15 protein-coding genes are annotated in these 14,711 nt (G+C 65.2%); 12 read left to right on the top strand and 3 right to left on the bottom strand.

Features of this window, described 5'->3' with window-relative positions; translation table 11 throughout:
* Positions 1-168 precede the first annotated feature (168 nt).
* Genes A5745_RS12135 through A5745_RS12085 form a run of 11 tightly spaced genes read left to right on the top strand, consistent with a single transcriptional unit; the run spans position 169 to position 11,141 of the window.
* Positions 169-933, top strand: a complete 765-nt coding sequence (locus A5745_RS12135) for an ABC transporter permease (protein WP_076064244.1) — start codon at positions 169-171, stop codon at positions 931-933.
* A gap of 19 nt (positions 934-952) precedes the next feature.
* Positions 953-1,798, top strand: coding sequence for an ABC transporter permease (locus A5745_RS12130; protein WP_076064245.1), 846 nt, complete (start codon positions 953-955; stop codon positions 1,796-1,798).
* Positions 1,799-1,816: 18 nt separating this feature from the next.
* Positions 1,817-3,019, top strand: coding sequence for an MCE family protein (locus tag A5745_RS12125; RefSeq protein ID WP_076116176.1), 1,203 nt, complete (start codon positions 1,817-1,819; stop codon positions 3,017-3,019).
* A complete protein-coding gene (locus tag A5745_RS12120; RefSeq protein WP_076064247.1) occupies positions 3,019-4,074 on the top strand; it encodes an MCE family protein in 1,056 nt (351 codons plus the stop codon). The genes A5745_RS12125 and A5745_RS12120 overlap by 1 nt, the downstream gene beginning before the upstream one ends.
* A complete protein-coding gene (locus A5745_RS12115) occupies positions 4,064-5,131 on the top strand; it encodes a virulence factor Mce family protein (RefSeq protein ID WP_076116175.1) in 1,068 nt (355 codons plus the stop codon). Before A5745_RS12120 ends, A5745_RS12115 begins: the two co-directional genes overlap by 11 nt.
* Complete coding sequence (locus A5745_RS12110; RefSeq protein ID WP_076064249.1) at positions 5,128-6,564, top strand: virulence factor Mce family protein; 1,437 nt, start codon at positions 5,128-5,130, stop codon at positions 6,562-6,564. The genes A5745_RS12115 and A5745_RS12110 overlap by 4 nt, the downstream gene beginning before the upstream one ends.
* Positions 6,561-7,724: a virulence factor Mce family protein gene (locus tag A5745_RS12105; protein WP_076116174.1), complete on the top strand. Its 1,164-nt coding sequence runs from the start codon at positions 6,561-6,563 to the stop codon at positions 7,722-7,724. The genes A5745_RS12110 and A5745_RS12105 overlap by 4 nt, the downstream gene beginning before the upstream one ends.
* Positions 7,725-7,736: 12 nt before the next feature.
* Positions 7,737-9,461, top strand: a complete 1,725-nt coding sequence (locus tag A5745_RS12100; RefSeq protein ID WP_076116173.1) for a virulence factor Mce family protein — start codon at positions 7,737-7,739, stop codon at positions 9,459-9,461.
* 11 nt (positions 9,462-9,472) lie between these two features.
* Positions 9,473-10,159 (top strand): mammalian cell entry protein, encoded by a 687-nt coding sequence (locus tag A5745_RS12095; RefSeq protein ID WP_371336924.1) that lies wholly within the window; start codon positions 9,473-9,475, stop codon positions 10,157-10,159.
* A gap of 9 nt (positions 10,160-10,168) precedes the next feature.
* Positions 10,169-10,669, top strand: coding sequence for a mammalian cell entry protein (locus A5745_RS12090; RefSeq protein WP_371336923.1), 501 nt, complete (start codon positions 10,169-10,171; stop codon positions 10,667-10,669).
* A 46-nt stretch (positions 10,670-10,715) separates the two neighbouring features.
* Complete coding sequence (locus tag A5745_RS12085; protein ID WP_076116170.1) at positions 10,716-11,141, top strand: nuclear transport factor 2 family protein; 426 nt, start codon at positions 10,716-10,718, stop codon at positions 11,139-11,141.
* A gap of 98 nt (positions 11,142-11,239) precedes the next feature.
* On the opposite strand, the gene A5745_RS12080 is transcribed toward A5745_RS12085, so the two are convergent.
* The 3 genes from A5745_RS12080 to A5745_RS24370 form a co-directional block, all read right to left on the bottom strand.
* Positions 11,240-11,818 carry a hypothetical protein gene (locus A5745_RS12080; RefSeq protein ID WP_076064255.1) on the bottom strand — a complete coding sequence of 193 codons (579 nt, stop codon included), beginning with the start codon at positions 11,816-11,818 and terminating at the stop codon, positions 11,240-11,242.
* A gap of 69 nt (positions 11,819-11,887) precedes the next feature.
* Entirely contained in the window at positions 11,888-13,369 is a 1,482-nt protein-coding gene (locus A5745_RS12075; protein WP_076116169.1) for a trehalose-6-phosphate synthase, read from the bottom strand.
* Positions 13,370-13,534, bottom strand: coding sequence for a hypothetical protein (locus A5745_RS24370; RefSeq protein WP_139329559.1), 165 nt, complete (start codon positions 13,532-13,534; stop codon positions 13,370-13,372).
* 184 nt (positions 13,535-13,718) lie between these two features.
* Here A5745_RS24370 and A5745_RS12070 point away from each other — a divergent pair, with 184 nt between their 5' ends.
* Positions 13,719-14,648, top strand: coding sequence for an enoyl-CoA hydratase (locus A5745_RS12070; RefSeq protein WP_076064350.1), 930 nt, complete (start codon positions 13,719-13,721; stop codon positions 14,646-14,648).
* Positions 14,649-14,711: the final 63 nt, after the last annotated feature.

The raw sequence follows: 14,711 nt of genomic DNA, 5'->3' as shown, positions 1-14,711 counted from the left end.
GGCCTGACCTGGACAAATTAACGCTTTGGGTAGAGAAATGCTGTTCATTGACAGCGTGCACTTTCTCTGAGTTAATATGATCCGGCTCACTCCGAGCCGCTTGTGTCCGAAGGCCGCGCTAAGGCGAAACATAGGCTTCGCCGCGAGCAGCAGAGGGGGGTGCCTGAGTTGAGAGAGCAACTTGCGGTCCCGGCTCGTGCTGTCGGCGGGTTCTTCGAGATGATGATCGATACGGGCCGCGCTGCTTTCCGGCGACCGTTCCAATTCGGCGAGTTCCTGGACCAGACGTGGATGATCGCCCGCGTCTCACTGGTCCCCACCCTGCTGGTGTCCATCCCCTTCACCGTCCTGGTGGCATTCACCCTCAACATCCTGCTGCGCGAAATCGGTGCGGCCGACTTGTCCGGCGCCGGAACGGCATTCGGCACCATCACCCAGCTGGGCCCGGTGGTGACGGTGCTTGTCGTGGCCGGGGCCGGTGCCACCGCGATCTGCGCCGACCTGGGCGCCCGCACCATCCGTGAGGAAATCGACGCGATGCGGGTGCTGGGCATCGACCCGATCCAACGGCTCGTCGTCCCACGGGTTTTGGCGTCCACCGTGGTCGCACTGTTGCTCAACGGTCTGGTGTGCGCGATCGGTTTGTCCGGCGGCTATGTGTTCTCCGTTTTCCTTCAGGGCGTCAACCCGGGTGCGTTCATCAACGGGCTCACCGTTCTCACCGGGCTGCGCGAGTTGGTGCTCGCCGAAGTCAAGGCGCTGCTGTTCGGTGTGATGGCGGGCCTCGTCGGCTGTTACCGCGGCCTGACCGTCAAGGGCGGGCCCAAGGGCGTCGGCAATGCCGTCAACGAAACCGTCGTTTACGCGTTCATCTGCCTGTTCGTCATCAACGTGGTCATGACCGCCATCGGCGTGCGGATTACGGCTAAGTGATGAGACGAGTGGGCCACCGATGAGCTACGACGTCACTTACCGGTTACGCAATGCGGTGTCGCGGGTGCTCCAAGGGCCGGTTGACGACTTCGGCGAGCAGGCGCTGTTCTTCGGCGAAACCATTCGTTATGTCCCCAACGCGCTCACCCGCTACCGCAAGGAGACGATCCGCAACGTTGCCGAGATGACGATGGGCGCGGGCGCGCTCGTCATGATCGGCGGCACGGTCGGCGTCGCGGCCTTCCTGACGCTGGCCTCCGGTGGGGTCATCGCCGTGCAGGGTTATGCGTCGCTGGGCAACATCGGTATCGAGGCGCTGACCGGCTTCCTCTCGGCGTTCCTCAACGTCCGCGTCGTCGCCCCGGTGATCGCGGGTATCGCGCTGGCGGCCACCATCGGTGCCGGCGCCACCGCGCAACTGGGTGCCATGCGGGTATCCGAAGAGATCGACGCCGTCGAATGCATGGCGGTGCACTCGGTTTCCTACTTGGTGTCGACCCGCTTGATCGCCGGTCTGATCGCGATCGTTCCGCTGTACTCGCTGTCGGTGCTCGCCGCGTTCTTCGCCGCCCGCTTCACCACGGTGTACATCAACGGACAATCCAAAGGCCTCTACGACCACTACTTCAATACCTTCCTCATCCCGTCGGACCTGTTGTGGTCGTTCCTGCAGGCGATCGTGATGTCCATCGCGGTGATGCTCGTCCATACCTATTACGGCTACAACGCCCACGGCGGACCGGTCGGGGTGGGCATCGCGGTCGGCCAGGCTGTGCGGACTTCGCTGATCGTCGTCGTCGTCATTACTTTGTTCATCTCGCTCGCCGTTTACGGGGCGTCCGGTAACTTCAACCTCTCCGGATAAGGGGACCGCTTAAAAGACATGGCAGAAGGCGAATCGCGACGTAGCACCGTCCGGCTGGCAGCAGCGCTGCTGGCCGGCTTGATAGTGGCGTTCACCGTCGTGACTTACCTCTCCTACACGGCGGCTTTCGCCTCGATCGACACGGTCACCGTCTCGGCGCCGCGGGCCGGACTCGTCATGGACAAGGGCGCCAAGGTCAAATACCGGGGCCTCCAGATCGGCAAGGTCTCCGATATCAGCTACAGCGGCGACCAGGCGCGGCTGACGCTTGCCATCAACAGCGACCAGATGCACTTCATCCCGTCCAACGCGGCCGTGCACATCGCGGGCAACACCATCTTCGGGGCCAAGTCGGTGGAATTCATTCCGCCCCAGACGCCCTCGCCGACAACGCTGCGCCCCGACGCGCATGTGGAGGCCTCGGCGGTGTCGCTGGAAGTCAACACCTTGTTCCAGTCGCTCATCAACCTGCTGCACAAGATCGACCCGCTCGAATTGAACGGGACGCTGAGCGCGCTGGCCGAAGGCTTGCGCGGTCACGGTGACGACTTCGGCTCGCTGCTCTCCGGGCTGAATACGCTGGCGCGGCAAGCGAACCCGAAGCTCCCTGCCCTGCAAGAGGACTTCCGCAAGACCGGCGTCGTCACCAACAACTACGCCGACGCCGCGCCCGATCTGAACACCATTTTCGACAACCTGCCGACGATCAACAAGACGGTCGTCGACCAGCAGCACAACCTCAACGACACGCTGCTGGCAACGATCGGTCTGGCCAATAACGCCTACGACACGTTGGCGCCGGCCGAGCAGAACTTGATCGACGCCATCAACAGGCTGCGGGCGCCGATCAAGGTGGCCCACGACTACTCGCCCGAATTTGGCTGCCTGTTCGCCGGTATCGAGCGCGGTATCAAGGAATTCGCCCCGCTGCTCGGTGTCCGCAAGGCGGGTCTGTTCACGTCCTCGAGCTTCGTGTTGGGCGCGCCGTCGTACACCTATCCGGAGTCGCTGCCGATCGTCAACGCTTCCGGAGGCCCGAACTGCCGCGGTCTGCCCGATATCCCGACCAAGCAGACGGGTGGGTCGTTCTATCGTGCGCCCTTCCTGGTCACCGACAACGCCAACATCCCGTACGAGCCGTTCACCGAACTTCAGTTCGACGCACCCTCGACGATGCAGTTCTTGTTCCACGGCGCCTTCGCAGAACGGGACGACTTCTGATGGCGGCCTCATCGGGTATGCCGACGCATCGGTCGATGGTGATCAAGGTCAGCATCTTCGCCGTGGCGATGTTGATCGTGGCGTCGGGCCTGGTGGTGATCTTCGGTGATCTGCGGTTCGGTTCCGAAAACACCTACCACGCAACCTTTATCGACGTGACCAAGCTGAAGGCCGGACAGAAGGTGCGTATCGCCGGCGTGCCCGTCGGTTCGGTGTCCGGCGTAAAGCTCAACCCCGACAACACCATTGACGTGAAATTCGGGGTCGACCAGCGCTACACCCTGTATTCCTCGACGCGCGCGGTGATCCGCTACGAAAACCTGGTCGGTGACCGGTTCCTCGAAATCACCTCGGGGCCAGGCGAATTGCGCAAGCTCGCGCCGGGCGGCACGATCAATTCCCAACACACCCAGCCCGCCCTGGATCTCGATGCGCTGTTGGGTGGGCTGCGACCGCTGGTCAAGGGCTTGGACGCAGAGAAGGTCAACACCATCAGCAGCGCGGTCATCCAGTTGTTGCAGGGCCAGGGCGGAGCGTTGTCGAACGTGCTGGCCGATACCAGTGCGTTCTCGACGGCGCTGGGACAGCGCGACCAACTCATCGGTGACACCATCACCAACCTCAACACCGTGCTGGGAACCGTCGACCAAAAGAGCGCGCAATTCTCCGCCAGCGTCGACCAGCTGCAGCAGCTGATCAGCGGACTGGCCAAGAACAAGGACGTGATCGCCGGCGCCATCCCGCCGCTGGCGTCGACCACGACGGATTTGACCGAGCTGCTGAGGAATTCGCGCCGGCCCCTGCAGGGCATCCTGGAAAACACCCGGCCGCTCGCGACCGAGCTCGACAACCGAAAGGCCGAGGTAAACAACGACGTTGAGCAGCTGGGCGAGGACTACCTGCGACTGGCGGCGCTCGGCGCCTACGGGTCGTTCTTCAACATCTACTTCTGCTCCGTGACGATCAAGATCAACGGTCCGGCCGGCAGCGACATCCTGCTGCCACTCGGCGGCCAGGTGGACCCGAGCAAGGGGAGGTGCGCTTTTGCCAAGTAACGCAAAGCGTGACCGCGACCCGCTGCGCACCGGCATCTTCGGCGTCGTGCTGGTGGTGTGCGTCGTGTTGCTCGCCTTCGGCTACGCCGGACTGCCGTTTTGGCCGCAGGGCAAGACATATGACGCCTACTTCACCGACGCCGGCGGCATCTCGCCCGGCAACAATGTATATGTCTCGGGCTTGAAGGTCGGCAGAGTACAGTCCGTCGGCCTGGCCGGGGACAGCGCCAAGGTGACCTTCACCGTGGATCGCCACGTCGCCGTCGGCGACCAGTCACTCGCCGCCATCCGCACCGACACCATCCTCGGCGAGCGCTCCATCTCCGTGACCCCGGCCGGCACCGGCAAGGGCGGCACCACCATTCCGCTGAGCCGGACGACGACCCCGTATACGTTGGCGGGCGCGCTCGAGGATCTGGGGCAAAACGCGAACGATCTGAACAAGCCGCGGTTCGAGCAGTCCCTGAACGTGCTCAGCGATACCCTGCGCGACGCCACCCCGCAGCTGCGCGGCGCGCTGGACGGAGTGACCTCGCTGTCCCGTACCCTGAACCGCCGTGACGAAGCGCTGCAAGGGCTGCTGGCGCACGCGAAGTCGGTGACGTCGGTGCTGGCGCAGCGCGCCGATCAGGTCAACAAGCTGGTCGACGACGGGAACGAGTTGTTCGCCGCCCTCGACGAGCGGCGTGCCGCGATCGGTCAGCTGATCGCGGGCATCGGCCCGCTGGCGCAACAGATTTCCGGTTTCGTCGCCGACAACCGAAAAGAGTTCGGCCCGGCCCTGAGCAAGCTGAACCAGGTGCTGTCCAATCTCAACGAGCGCCGCGACTACATCACCGAAGCCCTCAAACGACTGCCCACCTACGCCACCGAACTCGGTGAGGTGGTCGGATCCGGGCCCGGGTTCAACGTCAACGTCTACAGCGTGATCCCGGCCCCCCTCATGGCCGCGATGTTCGACTTCTTCTACCAGCCCGGCAAGCTGCCGGCCAGCCTGTCGGACTACCTGCGCGGACTCATTCAGGAACGCTGGATCATCAGGCCCAAGTCACCATGACCAATCGGATCGCCGGCAGCCGGGGGCTGCGCTACGCCACCGTCATCGCGCTCGTCGCGGTGTTGGTGGGGGGCGTGTATGTCCTTTCGTCGCAAGGCAATAACCGAACCATCGTCGGCTACTTCACCTCCGCCGTCGGTCTCTATCCCGGAGATCAGGTGCGCGTTCTCGGTGTCCCGATCGGCTCGATCGACACGATCGAACCGCGGCCCTCCGACGTGAAGATCACTATGTCGGTGTCCAAGGACGTGAAAATCCCCAAGGACGCCAAGGCCGTCATCATCTCGCCGAACCTGGTGTCGGCGCGGTTCATTCAGCTCGCCCCGGCCTACACCGGCGGGGCGGCGCTGCCCGACGGCGGAAGCATCGATCTGAATCACACCGCGGTCCCGGTGGAGTGGGATGAGGTGAAACAGGCCCTGACGCAGCTGGCCGTTCAGCTGGGTCCCACGGCAGGGTCGGCGCAGGGCCCGTTGGGACGAGCGATCAACCAGGCCGCCGACACGCTCGACGGCAAGGGCGAATCGTTCCACAACGCGTTGCGCGAACTTTCACAAGCCGCTGGGCGGCTTGGGGATTCGCGCAGCGACATATTCGGCACGGTCAAGAATCTGCAGGTGCTGGTCAACGCGCTGTCGTCGAGTAACGAACAGATCGTGCAGTTCGCCGGAAACGTCGCGTCGGTGTCGCAGGTGCTCGCCGACAGCTCGCGCCGTCTGGACAACACCCTGGGCACGCTCAACCAGGCGCTCTCGGACATCCGGGGATTCCTGCACGAAAACAACTCGACGATCATCGATACGGTCAACAATCTCAACGACTTTGCGCAGACACTGAGTGACCAGAGCGAAAACATCGAGCAGGTGCTACACGTCGCCGGGCCCGGTATCGCCAACTTCTACAACATTTACGACCCCGCGCAGGGCACGCTGAACGGCCTGTTGTCGATACCCGAGTTCGCTAACCCGGTGCAGTTCATCTGCGGTGGTTCCTTCGAGACCGCCGGCGGGCCGGAAGCGCCGGACTACTACAGGCGCGCCGAGCTCTGCCGCGAGCGGCTGGGGCCGGTGCTGCGCCGCCTGGCCGTGAACTACCCGCCGGTGATGTTCCACCCGCTCAACACGATCACCGCGTACAAGGGCCAGATCATCTACGACACCCCGGAAACTCAGGCCAAGGCCGCGACTCCGATTCCGCAGCTGACCTGGATACCCGCGCAAGGCGCGCACCCGCCGGCGCCCACCCAGAACCCGGCGGATCTGCAGAGCCTGCTGCTGCCGACCGCCCCGCAGACCGGCCCCGCACCGGCCGCCACCGGCGCGGGTCCCGCGCCCGGACCCGCTCCGGGCTCGGCGTTCGGTCCGCTGCCCGGCCCCCCGCCGAACCAAGCGCCAAGCGCGCCGGCGCCCACCGACCAGGGTGGTGGCGGATGAGCCGGATCTTGCTGCGCGGGAGCGCTTTAGCGGCGGGCAGCGTGCTGCTGGCCGGTTGCCAATTCAGCGGGCTGAACTCTCTGGTGATGCCCGGGACCGCCGGCCATGGTGCGGGCGCGTATTCGATCACCGTCGAGATGCCTGACGTTGCCACGCTGCCACAGAACTCGCCGGTCATGGTCGACGACGTCACCGTCGGCAGCGTCTCCGGCATTTCGGCCGAGCAGCGGGCCGACGGATCCTTCTACGCCGCAGTGAAGTTGGCGTTGAACAAGAACGTCGTGTTGCCGGCCAACGCGACCGCGACGGTAGCCCAGACGTCGCTGCTGGGCTCGATGCACATCGACCTCGCCGCCCCCAAAGACAAGCCGGCCACCGGCAGGCTGAAGGACGGGTCGAAGATCCCGCAGTCCAACACGGGCCGGTATCCCACCACCGAAGAGGTGCTGTCGGCGCTCGGTGTGGTGGTGAACAAGGGCAATCTCGGTGCGCTGCAAGAGATCACCGACGAGACGTATCAGGCCTTCGCCGGCCGGCAGGACCAGTTCGCCGACTTGATCCCCAGGCTGTCCGAATTGACCGCCGGACTCAACCGGCAGGTCAACGACATCATCGATGCGGTCGACGGGTTGAACCGATTCTCCGCGACCCTCGCGCGCGACAAGGACAACCTGGGTCGGGCGATCGACACGCTGCCCGAAGCCCTTCGCGTGCTCAACAAGAACCGGGACCACATCGTCGACGCGTTCGCCGCCCTCAAACAGCTGGCGACGGTGACATCCCATGTGCTGTCGAAGACCAAGGTGGACTTCGCCGAGGACCTCAAGGGGCTGTATTCGGTTGCCAAAGCCCTCAACGACAACCGGAAGAATTTCGTCACCTCGCTGCAGCTGCTGCTGACGTTCCCGTTCCCCAACTTCGGGATCAAGCAAGCCGTGCGCGGCGACTACCTCAACGTGTTCACGACCTTCGATCTCACTCTGCGCCGCCTCGGTGAAACGTTCTTCACCACAGCGTATTTCGACCCGAACATGGCTCACATGAACGAGATCCTCAACCCGCCCGATTTCTTGACCGGCGAATTGGCGAACCTGTCGGGGCAGGCGGCCGACCCGTTCACGATTCCGCCCGGCACGGCTTCGGGTTCTGAAGGGCACTGAGGGGCGGCGCAGATGATCGACAAACTGACCAGGATCCAGCTGTGGATTTTTGCGGTGATCACCGCCGTCACGCTGACCATCATGGCGATCTTCTACCTGCGGCTGCCGGCCACGTTCGGCATCGGAACCTACGGCGTGAGCGCCGACTTCGTCGCGGGCGGCGGCTTGTACAAGAACGCCAACGTCACCTACCGGGGTGTCGAGGTAGGTCGGGTGGAGTCTGTCGGGCTGAACCCCAACGGGGTTACCGCCGAGATGCGCCTCAACAGCGGCACACCGATCCCGTCGAACGTCACCGCCACCGTCAAGAGCGTGTCGGCCGTCGGTGAGCAATACATCGACCTGGTGCCGCCGACCAGTCCGTCATCGGCCAAGCTGCGCAACGGATCTCGCATCGAGCGGGCCAACACCCGGATCGGCCAGGACGTCGCCGACCTGTTGAAGCGGGCGGAGACACTAGTCAACAGCCTCGGTGATACGCGGTTGCGCGAGCTACTGCACGAGACGTTCATCGCGGCCAACGGTTCGGGTCCCGAACTGGCCCGGCTGATCGAGTCGGCCCGGTTGCTGGTGGACGAGGCCAACGTCAACTACCCGCAGGTCTCGCAGTTGATCGATCAGGCGGGTCCGTTCCTGGAAGCCCAGATCCGTGCCGGCGCCGACATCAAGACGCTGTCGGATGGTTTAGCGCGGTTCACGTCCGATGTGCGTCAGGCCGACCCGCAGCTTCGCTCGACGTTAGCTAACGCCCCGAGCACCGCCGACGAGGCCAGCACCGCGTTCTCCGGTATCCGCCCGTCCTTCCCGGCGCTGGCCGCCAGCCTGGCCAACCTGGGCCGGGTGGGAGTGATCTACCACAAGTCGATCGAGCAGCTGCTGGTGGTCCTGCCCGCGTTGTTCGCCGCGATCACCACCGCGGCCGGCGGCGCCCCGCAAGACGAGGGCGCCAAGCTGGACTTCAAGCTCGACCTGAACGACCCGCCGCCGTGCGCCGTCGGCTTCCTGCCCCCGCCGCTGATGCGAACGCCGGCGGACGAGACGCTGCGGGAGCTCCCGAGGGACATGTACTGCAAGGTCGCGCAGAACGATCCGAGCACGGTGCGCGGTGCCCGTAACTATCCGTGCCAGGAGTTCCCGGGCAAGCGGGCGCCGACGATCCAGCTGTGCCGCGACCCGAGGGGCTACGTGCCGGTCGGCCGCAACCCGTGGCGCGGCCCGCCGGTGCCCTACGACACGCCGGTGACCAACGGGCTGAACACGTTGCCGCCCAACAAGTTCCCGTACATCCCACCGGGCGCCGATCCCGACCCCGGTACTCCGATCGTCGGCCCACCCCCTCCCGGCGTAGTCCCCGGGCCCGGGCCGGCGCCGCACCAGCCGGCGTACGACCCACCGCCGCCCAACGACAACGGGCCGCCGCCGCCGTTCACTTCGTGGCAGCCGCCGGGAATACCGCCCGTGCCGCCCCAGCTCCCGTATCCGAAGTGGCTGCCGCCGCCGCCACCGCCGGAGGGGATCAATCCTCCACCCGCGGGCCCGGGACCGGCGAAGCCGTGGGGGCCGCCGCCCGGGCAGCCGACGCCGCAGGCCAGCGGTCCGGCCTACGCCACCTACGACCAGCGCACCGGAGCCTTCGTGGACCCGGCCGGCGGCACTGGTATCTTCGCGCCCGGCGCCAGCGGCGCGTCCGGTGCCGAGAATTGGGTGGACCTCATGCTTGATCCAAGGCCTCTTTAGTGGGGGCTGCAGTGACCGAAACGACTCAGCGAGTTCGACGGCGCGCATCGCGCGCGGCGGGCCCGGCGAAGGGCGCCTCGGACGAGGGCTTCACCGCTCGGGTCAACGTATCGGACGGGCCGAAGCGGTCCGCGACGCCCGTCAAGGCCCTCAAATCGGTCAAGCCGCCACCGCGGCGGCGGCCGAACCGCGTCCTGGTCGGCTGGATCTCCTTTGCCGCCGCGCTGGTGGCGATCGGGGCGTTGGCGGCCGGCCTGGCGTTCATGCTCGTCCAACAGCGGCACGCCGAAGCGGCGCAAGCCCGCGACCAACGCTTCGTGGACACCGCGACGCAGACGGTGGTCAACATGTTCAGCTACAAGCAGGACAACATCGACGAGAGCGTGAACCGCTTCTACAACGGCACCAGCGGACCGCTGCGCGGCATGCTCGGCGCCAACAACAACATCGAGAACCTCAAGGGCATCTTCCGCTCGACCAACGCGACGTCGGAGGCCGTCATCAACGGCGCCGCCCTGGAAGGCGTCGACGCGGTCACGGACAACGCCTCGGTGCTGGTATCGGTACGGGTCACGGTGGCCGACATCGACGGGGTCAACAAGCCGTCCATGCCGTATCGGCTGCGGGTGATCGTGCACGAGGACGAGCAGGGCCGGATGACCGGGTACGACCTGAAGTATCCCGACGGGGGCAACTAGATGCGTCGGGTGCCCTGGCCCCGTTTTCGGAGGTGGCTGACGGCCGTCGCGGCCTCCCTGTCGATTGCGCTCGTGGTCGGGTTGTCCGCGGCGGCAGGATGGTTCTACTGGGAGCGGGTGGAGACCCGCGGCGAGGCGGCCGCACGCGCGGAGTTGCCTGGCCTGGCGGCCAAGCGGGTACCCGAGGTCTTCGCCTACGACTACCAGACCGTCGAACGCAGCCTCTCGGCCGCTTACCCGTTGCTGACTCCCGAATATCGCGCGGAGTTTCAGAAGAGCGCCAACACGCAGATCATCCCCGAGGCCAAGAAGCGCGAGGTGGTGGTCCAGGCCAACGTCGTCGGCGTCGGCGTCATGACTGCCACACGGGATTCGGGATCGGTGATGGTCTACATGAACCGCACCGTGAATGACAAGTCACGCCAACCGCTTTACGACGGCAGCCGATTGCGCGTCGACTTCAAAAAAGTCGGCAAGCAATGGCTGATCGCCTACATCACGCCGATTTAGCGCTGCGACTTGACCTCAAGTGTTGTTGAGGTTTTAGCGTGGGCGGATGGACATTGGGATCAAGAGCGAGATCGCCGAATTGGTCGATCGATACCTGTGCTCACTGGACGAACGCAACTTCGACGAGGACTGGGCGCGTCGATTTTTCACCGAGGATGCGACCGTTGCATTTCCGATCGGGAATGCCGAGGGGATCGACGGGATCCTGGCGAATACACGCCGCGGCGTGCTGCGCTTCGCCCGGACCCAGCACCTCGGCCTGAACTACCTGGTCGATGCGAGTCCCAGCGGCTCTGGGGCATCGGCCCGCTGGAACCAGGTCAACCATCACGTTCACCCCGAAGGCGATCTGTTCAGCTCGGGCACCTGGAGTGAGGCCGATTTTGTGCAACTCCCCGCAGGGTGGAGAATCAGTCGTAGCACGATGCATGTCACCTGGACGTCCGGTCGGCCGCCGGACCGGCCGTCCTGAAGGGCACGGGCTAGTCGCGCCCGAATTTGATAGCACATGCGCTATCAAATTCTGAAACTAGAGCACACCCGCTCGGGTGCGCCGCTAACGACGAAAGCTCAGTAGCACATCGCAATGCCGTTGCAGTACAACGGATAACGTTGGATCGGGCTGGGTGGCGGCCCGGTCAGCTGCAGCGAGAACGGTTGCTTCTTCATCTCTGGCTGCATCCCACAGACCGGACCGTGGAGGCTGGTGTGGGTGCCGCTCATGGTTTCGTCGCTGAACGCGTAGGTTTCGGTGGACGGCGCGGTGCCGCCGCCCGGACATGACACGCCGTCGCTCTTATCCACCTTGAAGGTCCACAGCATGCTGGAGTAGCGCGCCCTGCCGCTGAAGTTCTGCAACTTGTCCGCGCGGCTGATCTGTTCGGGCGTCGCACTCACGACATTCAGAGCGCAGTTCATCGCAAAAACGATCGGGTCGGAATAGTCGTTCATGTTGCGGGTTCCGGATGGCTGGTCGCACAGTGCCGTGATCGTCCAGGTAACCCCCGACACACCGGCCTCGTTGAAGCTGTAGTTGCCATCCGCGGGCGGCCCCACCGCGTGCGCCGGGTCGCCCGACTCCAGCGCGATTCCGATTGCAACTGCCGAGACGATGCCGGCGCCCGCGGCCAGCGCGCGACGCAGATTCACAGTGCCCCTCCCTTCACGCTGCATCGAGTATCACAGCGTTTGGGTGGCAACACCATGGGTGCGCGGCCGCTACTTGGCGTCATGGGGATTCGCCTCGGCGAGCGCATCGAGAAACGACCGCGCCCAGCGGTCTACGTCGTGGGCGAGCACTTGGCGCCGCAACGCGCGCATCCGGCGCCGCCCGTCTTCGACCGGCTGGTTCAGGGCCGCCTCGATCGCGTCCTTGACCCCTTCGAGGTCGTGTGGGTTGACCAGATAGGCCTGCCGGAGTTCGGATGCCGCTCCGGTGAATTCGGACAGCACTAGTGCGCCGCCGAGGTCGCTGCGGCAGGCGACGTATTCCTTGGCCACCAGGTTCATCCCGTCGCGCAGCGGCGTGACCAGCATGACGTCGCTGGCGACGAAGAACGCGACGAGCTCTTCGCGCGGCACCGGGCGGTGCAGGTAGTGCACCACCGGGTGGCCGACTTCGGCGTATTCGCCGTTGATGTGGCCGACTTGGCGTTCGATGTCGTTGCGCAGAATCTGGTAGCTCTCCACGCGTTCGCGGCTCGGCGTCGCCAGCTGCACCAGCACGGTGTCGTCGCGTTTGGCGCGACCCTCGGCGAGCAGCTCGGAAAAGGCCTTCAGCCGGACGTCGATGCCCTTGGTGTAGTCCAGCCGGTCGACGCCGAGCAGGATCTTGCGGGGGTTGCCGAGTTCGGCGCGGATCTCGCGGGCGCGGTGCCTGATGTTGCGATCGCGGGCCGTGTGGTCGAGCGCGCCGGAGTCGATGGAGATCGGGAAGGCGCCGACGCGAACGGTACGAGACTCCAGCTCCACCTCACCGAACCGCGACCGCACGCCCACCGCTCCCCGCGAGGTGTTGGCCCCGACCAGCCGGCGGGACAGAAACAGGAAATTCTGGGCACCACCGGCCAGGTGGAAGCCCACCAGGTCGGCGCCGAGCAGCCCCTCGATGATCTCGGTGCGCCACGGCATCTGCATGAACAGCTCCACCGGCGGGAACGGGATGTGCAGGAAGAAACCGATGGTCACGTCCGGCCGCAGCGTGCGCAGCATCTTCGGGACCAGTTGCAGTTGGTAGTCCTGGACCCAGACCGTGCCGCCCTCGCCGGCGGCGCGCGAAGCGGCTTCGGCGAAGCGCCGGTTGACGTCGACGTAGCGCTCCCACCATTCGCGGTGGTAGAGCGGCTTGACGATGACGTCGTGGTACAGCGGCCACAGCGTGGCGTTGGAAAAGCCCTCGTAGTACTGGGCGACGTCGTCGGCGGACAGGCGTACCGGGTGAAGTTGCAGTTCTTCCTGCGTGACGGGCTCGTCGACCACGTCCACGACATCGTCGACCACGCCCGGCCAGCCGACCCAGGCCCCGCGCCGGCGGCGCAGGAGCGGCTCTAGTGCGGTGACCAAGCCGCCCGGGCTGCGTTTCCACGAGGTCGTGCCGTCGGGCAGCCGCTCCAGATCGACGGGCAGCCGATTGGCGACCACCACGAAGTCGGAATCGCCGTAGTGCCTAGTTTTCGAGTTCTGGCCTCCCTTGGGAGCCATTTAGGTGTCGAGTTTCGCCGGTCCAATACCGAGCATGGACAAGAAAATGCGGCACTCGTCGGCGTCGTTGGCGTAGGCCGCGACGACACGCCTGGCCTGGCTGGCGGTGCTGTCAGCCAGCGGCTCCACATCGCCGAGTTCGCCAGGATCAGATTTCGTAGGCATGACATAACTCTATGCGACGCGAATATTTGCCCGCAGGTAGTCGCAGTATGGGCATCGTTGCGGGTTGGGATCAACCCAGCGATGACTGTGCTCGGCACTGGCCGTAAGCTGCAAAGAGTCGATTCGGGCATTTACGGATCGATGTCAACTTGTAACGAGCCCGACAACAAGGTAGGTGGGCGGAATGACTGTCTCCGACCAGGCCGGCACCCAGGCGACCAACGCCGACGCCGGCGCCGACGAGCTGGTGGCCTATGAAACCCTCGACGAGGGTCGCATCGCGCGGATCTGGCTCAACCGGCCCGAGGCCCACAATGCGCAGAGCCGCGGCCTGTTGGTGCAACTCGACGAGGCGTTCCTGCGCGCCGAGGCGGATGACACCGTTCGGGTGGTGATCCTGGCGGCGCGCGGCAAAAACTTCTCCGCGGGTCACGACCTGGGCTCGGAGTTGGCCATCGCCGAGCGCAGCCAGCTGCCGAGCTTCCGAATCAACGGCGGGACCCGCGACCCCATCGCGGAGAAGATCTACCTGCAGGAGTGGCACTACTTCTTCCAAAACACCTGCCGCTGGCGCGATTTGCGCAAGATCACCATCGCCCAGGTGCAGGGCAACGCGATCTCGGCCGGCCTGATGCTGATCTGGGCGTGCGATCTGATAGTCGCCGCCGATAATGCAAAGTTCAGCGATGTGGTCGCAGCGCGCCTGGGGATGCCGGGCGTCGAATTTTTCGGTCACCCTTGGGAATTCGGCCCCCGTAAGGCCAAGGAGCTGCTGCTGACCGGTGATGCGCTGGACGCCGACGATGCCTATCGGCTTGGCATGGTGTCGAAGGTATTCCCGGTCGATGAGCTGGCGGACAAGACTTTGGAATTCGCCCGGCGCATCGCCGACCGGCCCACGATGGCGGCGCTGCTCGTCAAGGACTCGGTCAACGCCGCCTCCGACGCAATGGGATTCACCGAGGCGTTGCGGCACGCGTTCCACATCCACGAGCTCGGGCACGCGCACTGGGCCGCCCACAACGAGAACAGGTACGCGGTCGGCCAGCCGCCGGATGTCGAGGACTGGCGCAACGCGAAACCGACGAAACTGGCCCGTCGCGATACGCCCTAGCAGACAGCTCGTCCGCCCGCATGGTTCTATTGCTAGAACGTGTTTCAGTTTTGGCGTGAAGGG

The sequence above is a fragment of the Mycobacterium sp. IS-2888 genome (genome assembly GCF_001954215.1).
In the GTDB taxonomy this organism is placed as follows: domain Bacteria; phylum Actinomycetota; class Actinomycetes; order Mycobacteriales; family Mycobacteriaceae; genus Mycobacterium.
This window is presented reverse-complemented; position numbering and strand designations above follow the sequence as displayed.

Coding starts and splice junctions, on each gene's coding strand:
- A5745_RS12130 (WP_076064245.1), top strand. CDS start 953: ATGAGCTACGACGTCACTTACCGGTTACGCAATGCGGTGTCGCGGGTG.
- A5745_RS12125 (WP_076116176.1), top strand. CDS start 1,817: ATGGCAGAAGGCGAATCGCGACGTAGCACCGTCCGGCTGGCAGCAGCG.
- A5745_RS12120 (WP_076064247.1), top strand. CDS start 3,019: ATGGCGGCCTCATCGGGTATGCCGACGCATCGGTCGATGGTGATCAAG.
- A5745_RS12110 (WP_076064249.1), top strand. CDS start 5,128: ATGACCAATCGGATCGCCGGCAGCCGGGGGCTGCGCTACGCCACCGTC.
- A5745_RS12105 (WP_076116174.1), top strand. CDS start 6,561: ATGAGCCGGATCTTGCTGCGCGGGAGCGCTTTAGCGGCGGGCAGCGTG.
- A5745_RS12100 (WP_076116173.1), top strand. CDS start 7,737: ATGATCGACAAACTGACCAGGATCCAGCTGTGGATTTTTGCGGTGATC.
- A5745_RS12085 (WP_076116170.1), top strand. CDS start 10,716: ATGGACATTGGGATCAAGAGCGAGATCGCCGAATTGGTCGATCGATAC.
- A5745_RS12075 (WP_076116169.1), bottom strand. CDS start 13,369: ATGGCTCCCAAGGGAGGCCAGAACTCGAAAACTAGGCACTACGGCGAT.
- A5745_RS24370 (WP_139329559.1), bottom strand. CDS start 13,534: ATGCCTACGAAATCTGATCCTGGCGAACTCGGCGATGTGGAGCCGCTG.
- A5745_RS12070 (WP_076064350.1), top strand. CDS start 13,719: ATGACTGTCTCCGACCAGGCCGGCACCCAGGCGACCAACGCCGACGCC.